Annotated in this window: 17 protein-coding genes; 8 read left to right on the plus strand and 9 right to left on the minus strand. The window is 74.7% G+C overall.

What is annotated here, in order from left to right; genetic code table 11:
- The first annotated feature begins 20 nt into the window (after positions 1 to 20).
- Both ACOACO_RS13390 and ACOACO_RS13395 read left to right on the plus strand, forming a co-directional pair.
- A complete protein-coding gene (locus ACOACO_RS13390) occupies positions 21 to 1505 on the plus strand; it encodes a glycosyltransferase family 2 protein (protein WP_420296769.1) in 1485 nt (494 codons plus the stop codon).
- 53 nt (positions 1506 to 1558) lie between these two features.
- Positions 1559 to 2311 (plus strand): hypothetical protein, encoded by a 753-nt coding sequence (locus ACOACO_RS13395; RefSeq protein ID WP_420296770.1) that lies wholly within the window; start codon positions 1559 to 1561, stop codon positions 2309 to 2311.
- Between the two features lie 87 nt (positions 2312 to 2398).
- Here the strand turns inward: ACOACO_RS13395 and ACOACO_RS13400 are convergent, their stop codons facing one another.
- Together ACOACO_RS13400 and ACOACO_RS13405 are read right to left on the minus strand one after the other, a co-directional pair.
- Positions 2399 to 3541, minus strand: coding sequence for a winged helix-turn-helix transcriptional regulator (locus ACOACO_RS13400; RefSeq protein ID WP_420296771.1), 1143 nt, complete (start codon positions 3539 to 3541; stop codon positions 2399 to 2401).
- A gap of 116 nt (positions 3542 to 3657) precedes the next feature.
- The gene (locus tag ACOACO_RS13405) at positions 3658 to 4731 is read right to left on the minus strand and encodes a glycoside hydrolase family 6 protein (protein ID WP_420296772.1); all 1074 of its coding nucleotides are present in this window, start codon (positions 4729 to 4731) and stop codon (positions 3658 to 3660) included.
- 176 nt (positions 4732 to 4907) lie between these two features.
- Between ACOACO_RS13405 and ACOACO_RS13410 the strand changes: the two genes are divergently transcribed.
- From ACOACO_RS13410 to ACOACO_RS13425, 4 genes are all read left to right on the plus strand, one after another.
- Positions 4908 to 6605, plus strand: coding sequence for a DUF885 domain-containing protein (locus tag ACOACO_RS13410; protein WP_420296773.1), 1698 nt, complete (start codon positions 4908 to 4910; stop codon positions 6603 to 6605).
- 3 nt (positions 6606 to 6608) lie between these two features.
- Entirely contained in the window at positions 6609 to 7745 is a 1137-nt protein-coding gene (locus tag ACOACO_RS13415) for a P1 family peptidase (protein WP_420296774.1), read from the plus strand.
- Positions 7746 to 7768: 23 nt separating this feature from the next.
- Positions 7769 to 8422: a TIGR03085 family metal-binding protein gene (locus ACOACO_RS13420; protein WP_420296775.1), complete on the plus strand. Its 654-nt coding sequence runs from the start codon at positions 7769 to 7771 to the stop codon at positions 8420 to 8422.
- A gap of 533 nt (positions 8423 to 8955) precedes the next feature.
- Complete coding sequence (locus ACOACO_RS13425; protein WP_420296776.1) at positions 8956 to 10434, plus strand: HNH endonuclease; 1479 nt, start codon at positions 8956 to 8958, stop codon at positions 10432 to 10434.
- 361 nt (positions 10435 to 10795) lie between these two features.
- Here ACOACO_RS13425 and hisF read toward each other — a convergent pair whose 3' ends face one another.
- The 6 genes from hisF to hisD all read right to left on the minus strand — a co-directional run bounded on the left by hisF (position 10796) and on the right by hisD (position 16135).
- Positions 10796 to 11560 (minus strand): imidazole glycerol phosphate synthase subunit HisF, encoded by a 765-nt coding sequence (gene hisF, locus ACOACO_RS13430; protein ID WP_420296777.1) that lies wholly within the window; start codon positions 11558 to 11560, stop codon positions 10796 to 10798.
- A complete protein-coding gene (gene priA / locus ACOACO_RS13435) occupies positions 11557 to 12321 on the minus strand; it encodes a bifunctional 1-(5-phosphoribosyl)-5-((5-phosphoribosylamino)methylideneamino)imidazole-4-carboxamide isomerase/phosphoribosylanthranilate isomerase PriA (RefSeq protein WP_420296778.1) in 765 nt (254 codons plus the stop codon). Before priA ends, hisF begins: the two co-directional genes overlap by 4 nt.
- An 88-nt stretch (positions 12322 to 12409) precedes the next feature.
- Positions 12410 to 13051 (minus strand): imidazole glycerol phosphate synthase subunit HisH, encoded by a 642-nt coding sequence (gene hisH, locus ACOACO_RS13440; RefSeq protein ID WP_420296779.1) that lies wholly within the window; start codon positions 13049 to 13051, stop codon positions 12410 to 12412.
- Positions 13048 to 13680, minus strand: a complete 633-nt coding sequence (gene hisB, locus ACOACO_RS13445; protein WP_420296780.1) for an imidazoleglycerol-phosphate dehydratase HisB — start codon at positions 13678 to 13680, stop codon at positions 13048 to 13050. The genes hisH and hisB overlap by 4 nt, the downstream gene beginning before the upstream one ends.
- Positions 13677 to 14816, minus strand: coding sequence for a histidinol-phosphate transaminase (locus ACOACO_RS13450; protein ID WP_420296781.1), 1140 nt, complete (start codon positions 14814 to 14816; stop codon positions 13677 to 13679). The genes hisB and ACOACO_RS13450 overlap by 4 nt, the downstream gene beginning before the upstream one ends.
- On the minus strand, positions 14813 to 16135 hold the full coding sequence (gene hisD / locus ACOACO_RS13455) for a histidinol dehydrogenase (RefSeq protein ID WP_420296782.1): 1323 nt from the start codon (positions 16133 to 16135) through the stop codon (positions 14813 to 14815). The genes ACOACO_RS13450 and hisD overlap by 4 nt, the downstream gene beginning before the upstream one ends.
- Positions 16136 to 16207: 72 nt before the next feature.
- Between hisD and ACOACO_RS13460 the strand changes: the two genes are divergently transcribed.
- Complete coding sequence (locus ACOACO_RS13460; RefSeq protein WP_420296783.1) at positions 16208 to 16915, plus strand: LON peptidase substrate-binding domain-containing protein; 708 nt, start codon at positions 16208 to 16210, stop codon at positions 16913 to 16915.
- Positions 16916 to 16919: 4 nt separating this feature from the next.
- Entirely contained in the window at positions 16920 to 17429 is a 510-nt protein-coding gene (gene ybaK, locus ACOACO_RS13465) for a Cys-tRNA(Pro) deacylase (protein WP_420296784.1), read from the plus strand.
- On the opposite strand, the gene ACOACO_RS13470 is transcribed toward ybaK, so the two are convergent.
- Positions 17413 to 19128, minus strand: a complete 1716-nt coding sequence (locus ACOACO_RS13470; protein WP_420296785.1) for a hypothetical protein — start codon at positions 19126 to 19128, stop codon at positions 17413 to 17415. The two genes, ybaK and ACOACO_RS13470, sit on opposite strands and share 17 nt — an antisense overlap.
- Positions 19129 to 19149 lie beyond the last annotated feature (21 nt).

Consider the following 19149-nt stretch of genomic DNA (forward strand, 5'->3'; position numbering starts at 1 on the left):
CCGGACGGCAGGATACGGGCGTGACCCTCCCCGGCCCCGAGCTCTCCGGACGCTCCCCCGTGCGCGGCGACACCGCGGCGAACCAGTACGTGCGCGTGCCCGACCCCGGCATGGCGGCGTACGCCGACGAGTTCCTGCACGGCGTCGAGGAGCTGCCGACGTACCGCCCGACCATCGGCGCGGTCATCCCCGCCTACAACGAGGGCGAGACCATCGGCGGCGTGCTCGACGCGCTGCTGGCGCAGACGCGGCTGCCGGACGTCATCCACGTCATCGTCAACAACACCACCGACGACACGGTCGAGGTCGCGGGCTACTACGCCGGCGAGCACGTGCGCCAGACGCGCAACGGCGAGCAGATGACCGAGATCTTCGTCCACGACATCGGCAAGAACCCGGACAAGAAGGTCGGCGCCCTCAACTACGGCTACTCGCTCGTCGAGGGCTACGACTACCTGCTCGGCGTCGACGGCGACACCACGCCCGAGCCCGACGCGGTCGAGGAGCTCGTCAACGAGATCGCGAGCGACGACCGCATCGGCGGCATCTCGGCGATCTACAGCATCGACGACTCGGCGCTCGACGGCCTGATGTCGAAGTTCCTCATCGCCGGCCAGCGCGCCCAGTTCGCGGCCTTCAACATGCAGAACCTGCTGCGCGGGCGCAACATGGCGGTGCTGGGCGGCCAGTTCTCCATCTTCTCGACCCACGCCCTGCGCGAGGTCCTCGAGGACAGCCACCAGCGCACGCCGTGGGTCAACGACTCCGAGGTCGAGGACTCCCTGCTCTCCCTGCAGATCAAGAGCGCCGGCTACCTCACGAAGATCTCGGCCGCGGCCCGCGCCCACGTGGGCGGCATGACCACCCTCCGCTCGCTCGACGCGCAGCAGGTGAAGTGGAACTTCGGGGCCATCGACCTCATGTGGCCCGGCCAGCGCGGCGACACCCCGGGCCAGCCGCTGCACCCCAACCTGCGGCTGCGCTGGTTCGAGCACATCTCGATGGTCATCAACATCACGACCCGGCTGCTCTTCCTGCTGCTGCTCCTCGGCTCGCTGTCGATCGACGCGTTCGTCTTCTCGCCGTGGTGGGTCATCCCCCCGATGGCCGCGATCCTGCTGAACTTCCGCGTGGCCCGCTCGATGCACTACGCCAACCGCCGCGACTACCTGTTCGCGCTGCTGCTGGCCCCCGCCGAGGTCTACATGTGGATCCGGATCGGGCACTTCCTGCGCGCCTGGACCAAGTTCGCCTCCCGCGCGCAGACCGACAACTGGGCCGCGCAGGCCAAGGCGGAGCGCGGCTCCGGCCAGGCCTACCTCGCGCCCCTCGCGGTGCTGGCCGTCATCGTCGCCGTCATGGCGGCCATCTGGCTGCAGCTGCCGATCGACGCCAAGTCCGACGTGCTGTCGTTCGGCTGGCCCATCCTCGGCATCATCACGATCCTGCAGACGGCCTGGATGTCGACCAAGCTCCTGCGCCGCTACAAGGGCTACAAGGCGTGAGCGCTGCACGCACCGCCCGCCCGACCCGCCCCACCCGCCGACCGGAAGAGACCATGCCCGCCTCCCGCGCCCGCCGTACCCGCCGTGCCCGCCGTGCCCTGCCCCTCCTGCTCGGCGGCCTGCTCCTCAGCCTGCTGCTGTCCTCCTGCTCCCTCGTGGAGGACCTCACCGGGAGCGACGACGACGCGCAGCCGACCGCGGCGCCCTCGGCCGCCGCGACGGAGGAGTACTACGACTCCCAGTTCACCCGGGACGGCACGTTCCAGTCGCACATCACGGTGGGCGGCAACCTCGACTTCGTCTACACGCTCTACCCGACGAAGTCGACGCCGCGGACGAACGAGTGGTACCCGCGGGGCTCGAAGTTCTTCTCCTTCACCTTCCAGGCCTACGACCTCGCGCGCGACCTGCGCGACCCGTACGAGACCAAGCGCAAGGTGTGGCTCGGCCGCATGCAGGTGACGTCGACGACGAAGCGCTCCGACGGCGGCACCGCGGAGTCGCCGTACGTCCTCGACGCGCTGGCCGAGACCCTCACGCTCGACCCGGAGCCGGTGACCTACGGCGACTACGGGATGCTCATCACCTCCCCCAAGGGCGCGTTCGAGCTGCGCAACCAGGAGATCGCGGCCACCGACCTCGCGACCGTCGGCATCGACCTGACGTTCTCCGCGACCGTCAACATCGAGACGAGCGCGGGCTCGAACCGCTACGTGCAGGAGACCATCACGCAGGTCGTGCCGATCGCGATCTTCGCCTCCGACGAGGAGACCCAGGCGCAGGAGATCCCGGTCAACGCCAACTGAGGCGAGGCCGACCACGCACCCGGCCACGAGACGACAGAGGCCCCCCGGCAGTGCCGGGGGGCCTCTTCCGCGTCGGGGCGGCGAGGGTCAGGTGCCGGGAGCCATCCGGTAGCCGACGCCACGGACGGGCTCGATCCACCGGGGGACGGCGCCGTCGTCGCCGAGCTTGCGCCGCAGGTCCTCGATGTGGGCCTCCACGGTGCGCTTGTCGGCCTCGTTGACGAAGTACGCCGTCACGTAGTCCTGGCCGCGCATCGTCAGCACGAGGTCGGCCTTCGAGCGCACCCGGCGCCCCGTGCTCATCAGGGAGGCCAGGAGGTCGAACTCGACCTTCGAGACGTCGACGCCGCGGCCGTCGACGAGCACCGCGCGCGACGTCGGGCTCAGCGCGAGCCCGTTGTGGCGCACCCAGCCGTCGCTCGCGACCACGTGGTGGTCGTTGCCGGCCGCCATCGAGGAGGCCGGCGTGAGGCCCGACGCCGGGAGGGCACCCGCCGCGTGGGCGGCGGGCTGCTGCGCGGGCTGCTGGTAAGCGGGCTGCTGCACCGGCTGCTGGTACACCGGCTGCTGCACCGGCTGCTGGTACGCCGGCTGCTGGTACGCCGGCTGCTCGTACGCCGGCTGTGCCGCCGCGGGCTGGGCCGGCTGGACGGGCTGCTGCGGCTGCGGGGCCGCGTGCCGTGGGGCCGGGACGGTCGGGACCGGGCCGATCGTGGCGCGGTTGCCCTGGCTGAACTCGCGGTGGACGTCGACCGCCCAAGCGGTGGGCTCGCGCTCGGGCTCCGCGGCGGGGGCGTCGGCGACCGGCCCGCCCGCGACGTGCTCGTCGTCGTCAGCGCCCTCGTTGCGGGCGCGCGGGCGCCGCAGCATGGACTCGGCGCGGGCGCGGAGCTCGCGGGGGCGGAACGGCTTCACCAGGTAGTCGTCCGCGCCGGCCTCGAGGCCCATGACGACGTCGATCTCGTCGCTCAGCGCGGTGATCATGATGAGGTAGGTGGAGCTGAACTCGCGGATGCGGCGGGCGACGGCGAAGCCGTCCATGCCGGGCATCGAGACGTCGAGGGTGGTCAGCACGGGGTCGTGCTCGCGCACCGCCGCCAGGCCGTCGACGCCGTTGCGGGCGAGGTGGGTGACGTACCCGCTCTGGGTCAGGACGAGGTCGAGGAGGTCACCGACGTCCGGGTCGTCCTCGACGATGACGGCGACCCGTCGCGATGCGCGCTGTTCCACCGGCTCAGGCTAGCAACGCCGGGGCCGGCGCCGCGCCGTACGAGCGAAAGCAGGGGGCAAGATCGTCGCAAGTCGGCGCCGCGGCGCGGGGGCCCGGTGCGGGGTCGTGCGGCCCGTCACCACCCGGTCGCCGCGGCCATCGACAGCGCCCGCTCGACCCAGAAGACCCCCGCGTCGGGTCCGCCGTTGCAGGTGCCGTCGCTCTCCCCCGGCGGCTTGACCCACAGGTCGGCGTCCTGCGCGGAGCCGTCGTCGACCGCGGCGGGCTCGCGGCCCAGCAACCGCGCGTCGGGGTTGCACCACTCCGACGTCGACGGGGCGCCGTTGCGCCCGGAGTCGGTCACGTAGTGCGCACCGTCCAGCAGGCCGCTCAGCTCCTCGGCGTACCGCGTCTCGTCGGTGTCCGCCTGGTAGCCCGCCACGTTCGTGGCGAAGCCCCGCGCCTCGTCGACGCCGACGCGGCGCAGCAGGTCGGCCATCTCGTCGGCCGGGCGCCAGTCGGAGTGGCCGGCGTCGACGTACGTCGGGACCCCTGCGTCCAGGAGGCTGCCCAGCGCGCCCGCGAGGAGGTCGACCCGCTGGTCGGTGTTGCCGCACTCGAAGGTCGCGGCCAGGCCGTCGGGCTCGAGCACCGCGACGGCGGCACCGTCGCCGCTGCCCAGGGCCGAGGCGATCTCCCCCACCCACGGGGCGTACTCCTCCGGCGGCAGGCCGCCGGCGGAGAGCTGGCCGGTGCAGTCGCGGTCGGTCACGCCGTACACGACGAACACCGCGACCTCGTCGGCGTCCGAGGCGTCGGCGACGATCCCCCGCACGTGGGCGCCGACCTCGCCGCGGCCGTGGGCCTCGGGGGTCAGCCAGATCGCGGTGGGCACGTCGGCGAGGCGCCGCAGGGTGGCCGCGTCGTCGGTGCGGCCCTGGGCCTCGACGGTGCCGGCCGCGGCGGCGGCCTGCGAGCCGGGCCACGTGTAGAGGTCGCGGTCGGCGAAGGGGTTCGCGCCCTGGGGGTCGCTCCACGGCAGGCTGCGGGCGATCGGGCCCTCGGTCACGCTGAACCCGACGACCACGGCGGCCACCACGGTGAGCGCGGCGCCGGCGCCCCACCAGCGACGGCGTCGGCGGCCCTGCTCGCGGGCGGCGGCCTCGACCTCGTCGGGCGACGGGCGGCGGGCGCCCCGCGGGGCGGGCACGGGCGGCACCTCCTGGCGTCGCACGTGGCCCGGGAGGTGGCGGTGGCCGCTCAGCCGCGGAGGGGTGCGTCCGTCCGGTGCCGTGCCTCGTGCGTCGTCGGCCGGGTCGTCACCCGAGGAGCCCCTGCCCATGAGGACGGATCGTAGTCGGCCCCCGGGACCTAGGCTGGGGCGCCATGAGCAGAACGGTCGACGAGCGCACCACCACCTACGTCGCGGCCTACGCGGCCCTCGATCCCGTGGCGGCCACGGAGATGGGCGTGGCTGGCCACGACCACGAGCTGACCGACTACTCGCCCGAGGGGTACGACGCGCGCCTCGAGCTCGCGCGGGCCGCCGTGCGGGACGTCGTCGCGGCCGAGCCGGTCGACGAGCGCGAGGCCGTCGCCCGGGAGGCGTTCCTGGAGCGCACCCGGCTGGCGATCGAGTACGACGAGGCCGGCTACGCCCGCAGCGAGATCAACGTCATCACCTCCCCCGTCCACGAGCTGCGCGGGGCGTTCGACCTCATGCCGACCGCGACGGCCGAGGACTGGGAGGCGGTGGGCTCGCGCCTCGCCGCCGTGCCGGGCGCGCTGGCCGGCCTGCGCGTGACCCTCGCGGAGGAGGCCGCGCGGGGCCGGGTGAGCGCTGCGCGGCAGTACGCCGCGGTGGCCACGCAGATCGAGCGGTGGACCGGCCAGACGGGCTCCGGGAGCGTCTTCGTCGACCTGGTCGCGCGGGGCGTGGCGGACGGGACGGTGCCGGGCGCGATGGCCGGCGGGCTGGAGCGGAGCGCCGCCGAGGCCACCCGGGCGATGGCCGACCTCGGCCTGTTCCTCTCCGACGAGATGGAGCCCCGGGGGCGCGCCACGGAGGCCGTCGGTCGGGAGCACTACACGCTGGCGTCGCGGATGCACCTCGGCTCCACGGTCGACCTCGAGGAGACCTACGCGTGGGGCTGGGAGGAGCTGGCCCGCATCGAGGACGACATGCGCACCACCGCCGCCCGCATCACGCCGGAGGCCACCGGGCCCGACGCCATCGACGTGGCCGTCGCCCACCTCGACGCCGACCCGGCGCGCCGCATCGAGGGCCGCGAGGAGTTCCGGGAGTGGATGCAGCAGCTCGCCGACCGCGCCGTGGCCGAGCTCGCCGACGTCCACTTCGACATCCCGGAGCCCGTGCGGCGCATCGAGTGCTGCCTGGCCCCCACCAACGACGGCGGCATCTACTACTCCGGGCCGAGCGAGGACTTCAGCCGACCCGGCCGCATGTGGTGGTCGGTGCCCGAGGGCATCGACACGTTCAGCCCGTGGCGCGAGACCACGACCGTCTTCCACGAGGGCGTTCCCGGCCACCACCTGCAGGTCGGGCAGACGGCGTACCGGGCGGAGCTGCTCAACCGCTGGCAGCGCACCATGTGCTGGGTGCCGGGTCACGGCGAGGGCTGGGCGTTGTACGCCGAGCGGCTGATGGACGAGCTGGGCTACCTCGAGGACCCGGCCGACCGCCTCGGCATGCTCGACGGGCAGGGCTTCCGGGCCGCGCGCGTCATCGTGGACATCGGCATGCACCTCGAGCTGGAGGTGCCCGCCGACAACCCGTTCGGGTTCCACCCCGGTGAGCGGTGGACGCCGCAGCTCGGCTACGAGTTCATGCGCCAGCACTCCCGCGACGACGACGCCACGCTGCGCTTCGAGGTGGACCGCTACCTCGGCTGGCCGGGGCAGGCGCCGGCGTACAAGGTCGGCGAGCGCACGTGGCTGGAGGCGCGGGCCGCGGCCCGTCGCCGCCACGGCGACGCGTTCGACCTGAAGGCGTTCCACCGCGCGGCGCTCGACCTCGGCTCGATCGGCCTCGACCCGCTCGTCGCGGCGCTCGACCGGATCTGAGCCGTGACCCCCGACGGCCCCGCCCGTCCCGACGCACCGGTGCCGGGCCCGACCAACACGATCCTGGACGTGCCCGGCATCCGGGTGGGCCACGCACAGCGCACCGACCCGGGGTGGCTCACCGGCACCACGGTGGTGCTGCCACCCGCCCACGGCGCGGTCGCGGGCGTGGACGTGCGCGGCGGCGGCCCGGGCACCCGGGAGACCGACCTGCTCGACCCCCGCAACCTCGTCGAGCGGGTGCACGCCGTGGTGCTCGGGGGCGGGTCGGCGCTGGGGCTCGCGGCCGTCGACGGGGTCGTGGCGCGGCTGCTGGACGCCGGCACGGGCTTCCCGATGGGCGCCGACGCGGCGGACGTCGTGCCGATCGTGCCCGCGGCCATCCTGTTCGACCTGGGGCGGGGCGGCGTGTTCCGCAACCACCCCGACGCCGCCCTCGGGGCCGCGGCCCACGACGCCGCCGCGACGACCGGGCCCGCCGACCTGCTCGGGTCCGTCGGTGCCGGCACGGGCGCCCGGGCCGGCGGCCTGCGGGGCGGCATCGGGAGCGCGTCGCTGGTGCTGCCCGGCGGCGTGCGGGTGGGTGCGCTCGTCGCCGTCAACGCGGTCGGCTCCTGCGTCGACCCCGCCACCGGGGAGCTGTACGGCGCGCCCCGCTGCCTCCCCGAGGACCTGCTCCCCCACGCCCCCGGCGGCCTCGTGCGCCCGGACGCCGCGGAGCTGGCCGCGGCCCACGACCTCGCCGCCGCGCTCGAGGCCGACCGGCCGGCGCCGCTGGCGACCACCATCGGCGTCGTGGCGACCGACCTGCCGCTGACCAAGGCGGCCTGCGCGAAGGTCGCGGGCGTCGCGCACGACGGGCTGGCCCGCGCGGTGCTGCCCGTGCACTCGATGTTCGACGGCGACACCCTCTTCGCGCTGTCCACCGCCCCGCCCGGTGCCGCGGCGCCCGACCCCGCGACGTACCCGCTCCAGCTCCACGCCCTCCTCGAGGCGGCCGCGGGGTGCGTCACCCGCGCCATCGTGCGGGCGATGCTCGCCGCCGAGGGCGTGACGACACCGTGGGGGACGCTGCGCTCGTACGCCGAGGCGTTCCCGTCGGCACTGCCGGGCCGCTCCGCGGGCCCCGGGCGCGGCTAGCCCCGCCGCGTAGGGTCGGAGCCGTGCCCACGACGTCCCCTTCCCCGGCCCGCACGCTGGCCCGCGCGGAGCGCGCGGCCATCGCCGACCTCGCCCCCACTCTCGGGGCGGACGCACCCACCCTGTGCGGGGAGTGGACGGTCAAGGACCTGCTGGTGCACCTCCTGATGCGCGAGCGGAGCCCGCTGGCCCAGGCCGCGGGGTTCGTGCCGCCCCTGTCCGGGCTGACGCGCCGCGCCGAGCGCAAGTGGGCCCGCGCCGACCTCCCTCTGCTCGCCGACCAGCTGCGCCGCCCGGTGCTGAGCTGGGCCGCCGTCCCCCCGCTGGACCGGCTGGCGAACACCGTCGAGCTGTTCGTCCACCACGAGGACCTCCGCCGCGCCCAGCCCGGTTGGACCCCCCGCGACCTCGGCGACGCCGCCGAGGACGAGCTGTGGCGGATGCTGCGTCCGATCGCCCTGCTCACCACCCGCAAGGTCGGCGCCCCCGTCGTCGCCGTCGACTCCCGCTCGGGCCGGCGCACGACCGTACGGCGCGGCGACGGCCCCGCCGTCGTCACCGGCCGCCCCTCCGAGCTCGTGCTGTTCCTGCTCGGCCGCGAGCAGGTCGACGACGTCGAGGTCACCGGCCCCGACCTCGCCGTGCGCCGCCTCCAGATCGCCGACCTGGGGCTGTAGCCGGGGGTGGCGCTGCGCGGTGGTTGCGGTGGCCGCGCTGCTCCGGTGGTTGAGGTGGCCGCGACAGCGGCCCTCGAAACCACGGTCACTGTTCGAGGTGGCTGCGCTGTTTCGGTGGTTGAGGTGGCCGCCCCAGCGGCCCTCGAAACCCCAGTGGTCGAGGTGGCCGCGCCATTGCCGGTGGTTGAGGTGAGAGCGTCGGCCGTTCGGTGGTTGAGGTGGCCGCCCCAGCGGCCCTCGAAACCACGGTCACTGTTCGAGGTAGCCGCGCTGCTCCGGTGGTTGAGGTGGCCGCGCCAGCGGCCCTCGAAACCACGGTCACTGTTCGGGGTGGCTGCGCTGTTTCGGTGGTTGAGGTGGCCGCGCCAGCCATTCGGTGGTTGAGGTGGCCGCCCCAGCGGCCCTCGAAACCACGATCTTGGTCCCGGCGGACGGACCCGATCCGGGCGCCCCCGAAATCCCTCAGATCTCCTTTCCCCAGGCGCTGTTCCCGGACCCGAAAAATGTCGGTGCCCACCCCTAGCGTTGTCGTCATGAACCAGCCGAGCACCGCAGTCGTCGAGGCCCCTCCGGCCATCGACACGACCGCTCTGCTCGCCACCGCCCGCGAGGCTGCTGCCGCCCAACAGGCGGCCGAGGTCGCGACCCTCGTCGCCGTCGCCGACTGGGCCGACGCGCACACCGAAGGCGTGGTGGGTGACCCCATCGGACCACTCGGCCTCTGGCACGAGGACCCCCACGCGGTTCCCGGCGGGGACCGGTTCCTCGAGCTCGGCGGCCCAGGCGCACCCCTGGTCTCGGAGTTCTGCCTCTACGAGATCTCCACCGCCCTCGGCCGCTCCGTCGCCTCCGGCCGCCCTCTGGTCGGGGATGCGATCGAGCTGCGCCACCGCTTGCCCCGTCTGTGGGCGCGGGTGCTCGCCGGCGCCGATCCCGCCCACCAGCGGCGGGCGCTGCCGGTGTGGCGGGCGCGCAAGATCGCGGCCCTCACCCGAACGCTGACGGCTGAGGGCGCGGACTTCGTCGACCGCAACCTCGCCCCCGTCGCCCACCGCGCCACCATGCCCACCGTCGAACGACTCACCGCCGAGGCCATCGCGCGGTTCGACCCCGAGAACGCCGAGCTCGACCGCGCCGACGCCGACGCGAGCCGGTACTTCACCATCGAAACCGACCCCGTCGACGCCGCATCACCGTGGACCGGCGTCGTCCCCGTCCACGGCACCCTCGACCTGGCCGACGCCCTCGATCTGCAGAACGCCGTGCAGCGGGTGGCCGCCGACCTCGGCGCCGCCGGGTGCGACGCCGACCTCGACGTCCGCCGGTCCATGGCCGTCGGCGAGCTCGCGCGCCGCCAGACCGCCCTCGACCTCTACGGCGCCGAGGCAGGCGCCGGGAAGGCAGCCGACTCGACCCGGACACCCGCCCGGCAGGTCGTGCTCTACGTCCACCTCAGCGACGCCGCCATCACCGCACACCACAGCGGCGACGGGCCCGGCATCGACCCGGCCACCAGCGCCACCGGCATCGACCTGGCCCGCCTCGAGAACACCCGCGCCCTCGTCACCGCCGACCAGGTCCGAGACTGGTGCCGCGCACCCGGCACCACGGTGATCCTGAAGCCCGTCATCGACCTGACCGAGCACGTCGCGGTCGACGCCTACGAGATCCCCGACCGGATCGCCGAACGCGTCCGCCTCGACCGCCCCACCTGCGCCTTCCCCTACTGCGGACGACCAGCACGCGGGCTCGACCTCGACCACATCGAGCCCTACCGGTCGAACGCGTCACCGGGCGCGGGCCAGACCTCGACCGACAACCTCGCCCCGCTCTGCCGTAACCACCACCGGGTCAAGACCCACCCCTCACCGACCGGGGCCAGCCCGTCAGGTTCGGACCCGCCGGACCGGCGATGGCGCTACCACCGCGATCCGCTCGGCACGTACGTCTGGACCAGCCCGCACGGGCTCCGGTACGCCGTCGACCCCACCGGCACCACACCGCTCAGCTAGCCGACCCAGCCAGCCCTCGTCACGCCGACCCCGCCACAGCACGACCGTGTCGGGGCCAGCGGCACGCCCCGGCGTCGTTTCGAGGGCCGCCGGCGCGGCCACCTCAACCACCGGCGTACCAGCGCGGCTTGCTCGACCACCCGACGTACCCGCGGACGTGCCGGGTGTCCGACCGGCATCGGGTCGCGGTGTCAGCGGTAGTGATCCACTACCGCTCCCACCGCGGCCGCTCGGACCGTCGGCGCCGGATCTCCGCAGCGCGGGGTCGCGGTGTCAGCGGTAGTCATCCACTACCGCTCCTACCGCGACCACTCGGACCGTCGCTGCTACCGCGACCCGGCAGGGACGAACCCGAAGGCCGTCAGCGGACGGGGTGGCCGGCGTCGACGAGCGCGGCCTTGACCTCGCTGATGCGCAGGGTGCCGAAGTGGAAGACGGTGGCGGCGAGCACGGCGTCGGCGCCGGCGTCGACGGCGGGCGCGAAGTGCTCGACCGCGCCGGCGCCGCCGGAGGCGATGACGGGGACGGTCACGACCTGTCGGACCGCGCGGAGCAGCTCGAGGTCGAAGCCGTCCTGCGTGCCGTCGGCGTCCATGGCGTTGAGCAGGATCTCGCCGGCGCCGAGCTCGCTGGCCCGGGCCGCCCACTCGACGGCGTCGAGGCCCGCGGAGCGCCGACCGCCGTGCGTGGTGACCTCGAAGCCCGAGTCGGTGCCGCTGGCAGCGCGCCGGGCGTCGACGGACAGCACGAGCACCTGGTTGCCGAAGCGGTCCGCGATCTCGGCGATGAGCTCGGGGCGGCGGATGGCCGCGGTGTTGACGGCGATCTTGTCGGCGCCGGCGCGCAGGAGCCGGTCCACGTCCTCGACGCTCGAGATGCCCCCGCCGACGGTGAGCGGGATGAAGACCTGCTCGGCGGTCGCCGACACGATCTCCAGCGTCGTGGCCCGGCCCTCGTGCGAGGCGGAGATGTCGAGGAACGTCAGCTCGTCGGCGCCCTCGGCGTCGTACGTGCGGGCCAGCTCGACCGGGTCACCGGCGTCGCGCAGCTCCTGGAAGTTGATGCCCTTGACCACCCGGCCGCCGTCGACGTCGAGGCACGGGATGACGCGGACGGCCAGGCTCACGCCTGCTCCCCCGCGCTACCCGCAGCCCCGGCGGCCCGCGTCAGCTCGAGGGCGTCCTCGATCGTGAACCGGCCCTCGTAGAGGGCGGTGCCGGCGATGGCGCCCTCGACGCCGAGCGGCACGAGCTCCGTCAGCGCGCGGATGTCGTCGAGCGTGGTGACGCCGCCCGAGGCGACGACCGGCTTGTCGGTCGCGGCGCACACGTCGCGCAGCAGCTGCAGGTTGGGCCCCGCGAGCATGCCGTCCTTGTTGACGTCGGTGACGACGTAGCGCGCGCAGCCCTCGCCGTCGAGACGGGCGAGCGTCTCGTAGAGGTCCCCGCCCTCGCGGGTCCAGCCGCGCGCGGCCAGGGTGCGACCCCGCACGTCGAGGCCGACGGCGACGCGGTCGCCGTACGTCGCGATCGCCCGCGCGCACCACTCCGGCTGCTCGAGCGCGGCGGTGCCGATGTTGACCCGGCGGCAGCCCGTGGCCATCGCGGCCTCGAGCGACTCGTCGTCGCGGATGCCGCCGCTCATCTCCACCTTGATGTCGAGCCGCCCGACGATCTCGGCCTGCAGCTCGCGGTTGGTGCCGACGCCGAACGCGGCGTCGAGGTCGACGAGGTGGATCCACTCGGCACCGGCCCGCTGCCACCGCAGCGCGGCCTCGACCGGGTCGCCGAACCGCTTCTCGGAGCCGTCGACCCCCTGCACCAGCTGCACGGCCTGGCCGCCCTTGATGTCGACGGCGGGGAGGAGCTCGAGGTACGACGCGGGCACGACGGCCTGCCTTTCTCGCGGGTGCGCTGGTGCGGTGGAGCGGGTGGGGGGTACGGCGGAGCGGTCGCGGCGGGCGCGCCCGTGCGGCTCAGAGCGTGGCGACCCAGTTGCGCAGCAGCGCCGCGCCGGCGTCGCCCGACTTCTCGGGGTGGAACTGGGTGGCCCACAGCGGGCCGTTCTCGACGGCGGCGACGAAGCGGTCCCCGCCGTGGGTGGCCCACGTGACGAGGGGCGCCCGGGTGCGGTCGTTGGTCTCGAGCTCCCAGCGGCGCGCGGCGTAGGAGTGCACGAAGTAGAACCGCTCGTCCTCGAGCCCGGCGAACAGCCGCGACCCCTCGGGGACCTCGACCGTGTTCCAGCCCATGTGCGGCACCACCGGCGCCTCGAGGCGCTCGATCGTGCCGGGCCACTCGTCGCAGCCGGCGGTCTCGACGCCGTGCTCGATGCCACGGCCGAACAGGATCTGCATGCCGACGCAGATGCCCATGACGGGGCGTCCGCCGGCGAGGCGGCGCCCGATGATCTCGTCACCCTTGACGGCGCGCAGGCCCTCCATGCAGGCCGCGAACGCACCGACGCCGGGGACGAGCAGGCCGTCGGCGTCGAGCGCCGCCTGCTTGTCGGAGGTCAGCTCGACCTCGGCGCCCGCACGCTCCACGGCGCGCACGGCGGAGCGCAGGTTGCCCGAGCCGTAGTCGAGGACGACGACGTGGGGCGTACCAGCACTCACAGCGTGCCCTTGGTCGACGGCACGCCGGTCTCGCGCGGGTCGAGCGCGACCGCGTCGCGGAAGGCCCGGGCGAACGCCTTGAACTGCGTCTCGACGATGTGGTGCGGCTCGCGGCCGGCGAGGACGCGCACGTGCAGCGCCAGGTGGCCGTGGAACGCGATCGTCTCGAAGACGTGCTTCGTCAGGGACCCGAGGTAGGAGACCCCGGAGCCGCCGAGCTGCACGTACTGCTGGCCCTCCGGCTCGCCGGTGTGCACGCAGTAGGGGCGGCCCGAGATGTCGACGACGGCCTGCACCAGCGCCTCGTCGAGCGGCACGGTCGCGTCGCCGAAGCGCCGCGTCCCCGACTTGTCCCCCAGCGCCTGGCGGATCGCCTGTCCCAGCACGATCGCGGTGTCCTCGACCGTGTGGTGGGCGTCGATCCACGTGTCGCCCTCGGCGCGCACCGTCAGGTCGACGAGGGCGTGCCGGGCGAACGCGGTGAGCATGTGGTCGTAGAAGCCGACCCCGGTCGAGATCTCGTGGCGGCCGGTGCCGTCCACGTCGAGCTCGACGAGGATGCGCGACTCGCTGGTCGTGCGCTCGAGCCGGGCGGTGCGCGGGGCGCGGTCGGCCTGGGGGGTGCTCACTGGTCCTCCTTGGTGACGATCACGAGGGCGTCGCGGAACGCGGCCATCTCCTCCGGGGTGCCGACCGAGACCCGCAGCCAGCCCTCGGGGCCGGTCTCGCGGATCAGCACCCCGCGGTCCAGCAGACCCTGCCAGACGGCGTGCCGGTCCGCGAACCGGCCGAAGAGCACGAAGTTGGCGTCCGAGTCGGCCACCTCGTGGCCCTGCGCGCGCAGCCAGACGACGAGCGCGTCGCGCTCGGCACGCAGCGCGTCGACCTGGCCGAGCAGCTCGGGGGCGTGGCGCAGCGCGGCGAGCGCCGTGGCCTGCGTCGTGGACGACAGGTGGTAGGGCAGGCGCACCACGCGGATGGCGTCGGTGATCGCCGGGTCGGCGGCGAGGTAGCCCAGCCGCAGCCCGGCGCCGGCGAACGCCTTGCTCATGGTGCGCGTGACGACGAGGTTGCGGTGCGTCGGCAGCTGCTCGAGCGCGCTCGGCGTGCCGGCGCGGCGGAACTCGCCGTACGCCTCGTCGACCACGACGATCCCCCCGCGGCCCCCGTTGCCGTGCTCGGCGACGGCGACGCACAGGGCGTCCACGGCCTCCGGCGGCAGCGCGGTGCCCGTCGGGTTGTTGGGGCTCGGCAGCAGCACGACGCTGGGGCCGTGCTCCGCGACCAGCTCGCGGGCCGCGTCGAGGTCGAGCGAGAAGTCCTCGGCGCGGCGACCGGCCACCCACGTGGTGCCCGAGTCCCGCGCGTACTCGGGGTACATCGAGTACGTCGGCGCGAAGCTCACCGCGGTGCGCCCCGGGCCGCCGAAGGCCTGCAGCAGCTGCAGCATGACCTCGTTGGACCCGTTGGCCGCCCACACCTGCTCGGCCGCGATCGGCTCCTGGCCGGCCGCGACGTCGCGGGAGAGGTACGCCGCGAGCGCCTCGCGCAGCGCCGTGAACTCCCGGTCCGGGTAGCGGTTCAGCGTGCGTGCCGCCTCGGCGACGCCCGCCGCGATGTCCGCGACGCACGCCTCCGAGGGCCCGTACGGGTTCTCGTTGACGTTGAGCTGCACGGGTACGTCGAGCTGGGGCGCGCCGTACGGCTCGATGCCCCGCAGCTCGTCGCGCAGCGGGAGCCAGCCCGCGTCGGTGCCCGCGCTCACGAGAAGCGCACCCGGACGGCGGCACCGTGGCCCGGGAGGTCCTCGGCCTCGGCGAGCGTCACGACGTGGTCGGCCACCTCGGCCAGGCCCTCGCGCGTGTACTCCACGACGTGCACCGACTTCGTGAACGCCCGCACCGACAGCCCCGAGGAGTGGCAGGCGCAGCCGCCCGTGGGCAGCACGTGGTTCGACCCGGCGCAGTAGTCGCCCAGGCTGACCGGGGCGTGCGGGCCGACGAAGATCGCGCCGGCGTTGCGCACCCGCGCCGCCACGGCGGCGGCGTCGGCGGTGTGGATCTCGAGGTGCTCCGCGGCGTAGGCGTCCACCACGTCGATGCCCTGCGCGACGTCGTCGACGAGCACGATCCCGGACTGGCGCCCGGCCAGGCTGGTGCGCACGCGGTCGACGTGGCGGGTCGCGGCGACCTGCTTCTCCAGCTCGGCGTCCACGTCGTCCGCCAGGGTCCCGCTCGACGTGACCAGCACCGCGCCGGCGAGCGGGTCGTGCTCGGCCTGGCTCAGCAGGTCGGCCGCGACGTACGCCGGGTCCGCGGTCTCGTCGGCGAGGATCGCGATCTCGGTCGGACCGGCCTCGGAGTCGATGCCGACCAGCCCGCGCACGAGCCGCTTCGCGGCCGCGACGTAGATGTTGCCGGGACCGGCGACCATGTCGACGCGCGCGCAGGGACCCGCGCCGTGGGCGAACATCGCGATCGCCTGGGCGCCGCCCACCGCGTAGACCTCCTCGACACCGAGCAGCGCGCAGGCCGCCAGGATCGTGGGGTGCACCGAGCCGCCGAACGCCTTCTGCGGCGGGCTGGCCAGGGCGATGGAGCCGACGCCGGCGACCTGGGCCGGCACCACGTTCATCAGCACGCTCGACACGAGCGGCGCGAGGCCGCCGGGCACGTAGAGACCGACGCGGCCCACGGGCACCTTGCGGTGCGTCACGCGGGCGCCCGGCGCGAGGTCGGTCACCGCGTCGCGCTCCAGCTCGGCGGCGCAGGTGGTGCGCAGCCGCCGGATCGACTCCTCCAGCCCGGCGCGGATCGCGGGGTCCAGCGCCTCCAGGGCCGCCTGCGCCGCCCCCTCGGGCACACGAACGTCGGTCAGCTCGACGCCGTCGAAGCGGGCACCGAGCTCGAGGATCGCGTCGACGCCGCGCTCGCGCACGGCCTCGACGATCGCGTGCACCGCCGGCACGGCCGCCTCGACGTCGAAGTCGGCACGCGGCACGACCGCCCGGTAGTCGAGGGATCCGGGGGTCGCTCCGCGCAGGTCGGTGCGGCGCAGCCGCGGGGCCGGAGCGGGGGTGGTCATGGGCCCGATTCTAGGCCGGGCGCCGGGGTGGCCCGGCATCGTGGCCGCCACGCGGGCGCTAGGGTCGAGGACGTGGCCGACGCGCACGACGACCAGCCCGAGGGCGGGGGGACGACGCGCCTGCCCATGTTCCCTCTGGGCTCCGTCCTGTTCCCCGGTCTCACCGTCCCGCTGCGCGTCTTCGAGGACCGCTACCGCGCGCTGGTGCACCACCTGCTGCGCGAGCCCGACCCGGCCCGCCGCCTCTTCGGGTCCGTCGCGATCCGCGAGGGCTACGAGGTCGGGGACCGCGGCAGCCAGTCGTTGCACCGGGTCGGGTGCCGCCTCCAGCTGACCCAGGTCGAGGCCCACGAGGACGGCACCTTCGACGTCGTCGCCGTGTGCCGCGACCGCCTGCGGCTCGACCGTCTCGACACCAGCGACACCTTCCCCGTCGGGGAGGTGCAGGTGCTCCCCGAGCCCGAGCGAGCGCCGGCCGTGGACCCCGCCGTCGTCGAGCGCACCGGCGCCCTCTTCGCCGCCCACCAGGCCGTCGTCTCCGAGCTCGGCGGCAACGTGGTCGCCGGGGTGCTGCCCAACGACGTCGTCTTCCGCTCGTGGGCGATGTCAGCGGTGGCGCCGCTCCCCCTGTCGGACCGCCAGCGCCTGCTGGAGACCGACGACCCGGAGGAGCGCTACCTGCTCCTCGCCGAGCTGTTCGCCGCCGAGCTGCGGGCCATCAACGTCATCCCGTCGCTGCCGGCCCTGCAGCTCAACCGCACCGGCTTCTCGCCGAACTGAGCCCGTGGCCAGGAAGCGCGACGCCCGCGACCGGCAGGCGGCGGCCACCCCGGCGATCGCCGCCCTCGTCGCCGCCGGCGCCTGGCACGTCGTGCACCCCTACGAGCACGACCCCACGAGCACGTCGTACGGCGAGGAGGCCGCGGCCGCGCTGGGCCTGTCCCCCGACCGGGTGCTCAAGACCCTCGTGCTGGACGTCGACGGCGAGCTGTGCGTCGGCGTCGTGCCGGTCGCCGGCATGCTCGACCTCAAGGCGGCCGCCGCGGCCCTCGGCGGGCGCCGGGCGCGCATGGCGGACGTCGCCGCCGCGCAGCGGGCCACCGGCTACGTCGTCGGGGGCATCTCGCCGCTCGGCCAGCGGCGGGCCCTGCGCACCGTCGTCGACGCCTCCGCGCTGACCCACGAGACGGTGTACTGCTCCGCGGGCCGCCGCGGCGTCGACGTCGAGCTGCGCCCCGCCGACCTGGTCGCCCTCGCCGGCGCGGTGGTGGCGCCCGTCAGTCGACCGTCGTGATCCGCAGGACGGTGCGGGTCACGTCGTCGTCGACGCGCACCGACAGCCCCAGCGCCGACAGCGGCGCCACGTTGTCGGCCAGCTCCTCGTCGCCCAGCTCGCGCGCGAGGTCCTCGAGCCAGCCGTCACCGGCCTGCAGGTCGAGGAACAGCAGGGCGTGCACGTCGTCGGTCTCGGGCACGACGGCCTCGAAGGCGTCGGTGCCGCCGAGACCGCCCTCCTCCGCGACCTCCGCGACCGCGTCCTCGTCGAAGCCGAGCGCGACGCTCCCGCCGTCGCTGCCCTCGACGGCCACGTCGAGGTCGTCGGGCGCGCCCGTGGCGTCGAGGAACGCGTCCACGACGTCCCGGACCTCGTCGGCGTCGGTGCCCAGCACCTTCGCGGCGAGCGGCAGGTCCTGGGGTCCCTCGGAGCGCTCGAGGGCGTCGAGGTCGGCCCGCTCGCCGTCCACCGCGAAGGCGAAGCCCTCACCGAGCAGCGTGCGCAGGTCGTCGGGCAGCCGCAGCCCGGTCTCGTCCTCGACCGCGGCGATGCCCGCGTCGACGTCGTCCTCCGCGAGGCCGCCGTCGAGCACGTTCGCGAGCAGCGCCTCGTACCAGTAGGGCACCAGGCCGACCGCGATCGCCGCCCCCGTGGTCTCGGGCAGCGACGCCGCCAGGTCGCCCGCGGTGCCGGCGGTGACCGCCGGGCGCTCGCCGTCCTCAGCGCCGAGCCGCGCCTGCGTGGCGCCCACCACCTCGAGCCCCCCGTCGGCGAAGCGCGCGGCGAGCGCGGCGCCCTCGAAGTCCTCCGCCGCGGTGCGGAACGCCTCGCGGTCGGCCTCGCCGATCGCCAGCCCGAGCTCGTCGCCGATCGCGTCGTCGAGCTCGCCGTCGAGGGCCTCGATGACCTGGTCGGCGGCGCCCGGACCCACGAACACGTTGAGGATGCCGGCGCCGCCGGCCGCGTCGGTCCACCGGCCGTAGGCCTCGTCGTCCGCGAGCGACGCCTCCGCCGCCCCGTCGAGCACCCGCTCGGCGGCGTCGGAGGTGTCGCTGATGACGAGCCACGAGCCCTCGGCGGCCCAGCCGAGCTCCTCCTCGCCGCCGCAGTCCGAGATCCGCTCCATGCCCTCCGACGCCGCGGCGGCGTCGGAGACCTCGGCGACGAAGACCACGTCGCCCCCGAGCTCCGGCACGTTCGGGGAGTCCTCGTCGGGCACGACGGCGGTCGCGAAGCGCCCGCCCAGCCACGAGTCGATGTCCTCGTCGAAGTCGAGCTCCTCGCACGGCGTCGCGTCGACGACCTGGTCGAAGAGCGTGCGCCGCACGTCGTCGCGGTCGAGGCCGACCTCGTCGGAGAAGTCGCCGAAGCCGGGGAACCGCTCGAGCACCTCGAGCGCCTCCAGCTTCTGCTGGCCACTCGGGTCGAGGTCCACGCTGACGTACGCCAGCGTGTCGGCCGGCAGCGCCTGCGCCGGCTGGTCGCCGGTCGCGTAGTAGGCCTGGTACGCCGCCGCTCCCCCGCCGACCGCGACCACCGCGAGCACGCCCGCGGCGCCGAGGACCACCGCCCGGCGCGCCCGGCGCCGCTCCCCACGCCGGCGGGGCTGCGACGCCCCCTCCTGCGCGGACGGCGGCAGCTCGTACGGCTGCGGCTGCTGGTCCCCCTGCGGCGGCTGGTACCGCGGCGGCTGCTGGTCCCCCGGTGGCTGCGTCACGTCCGCGTCCCCTCGTCTCGG

Origin of the sequence: Nocardioides sp. CPCC 205120, from assembly GCF_048654585.1 — a bacterium.
GTDB lineage: Bacteria > Actinomycetota > Actinomycetes > Propionibacteriales > Nocardioidaceae > Nocardioides.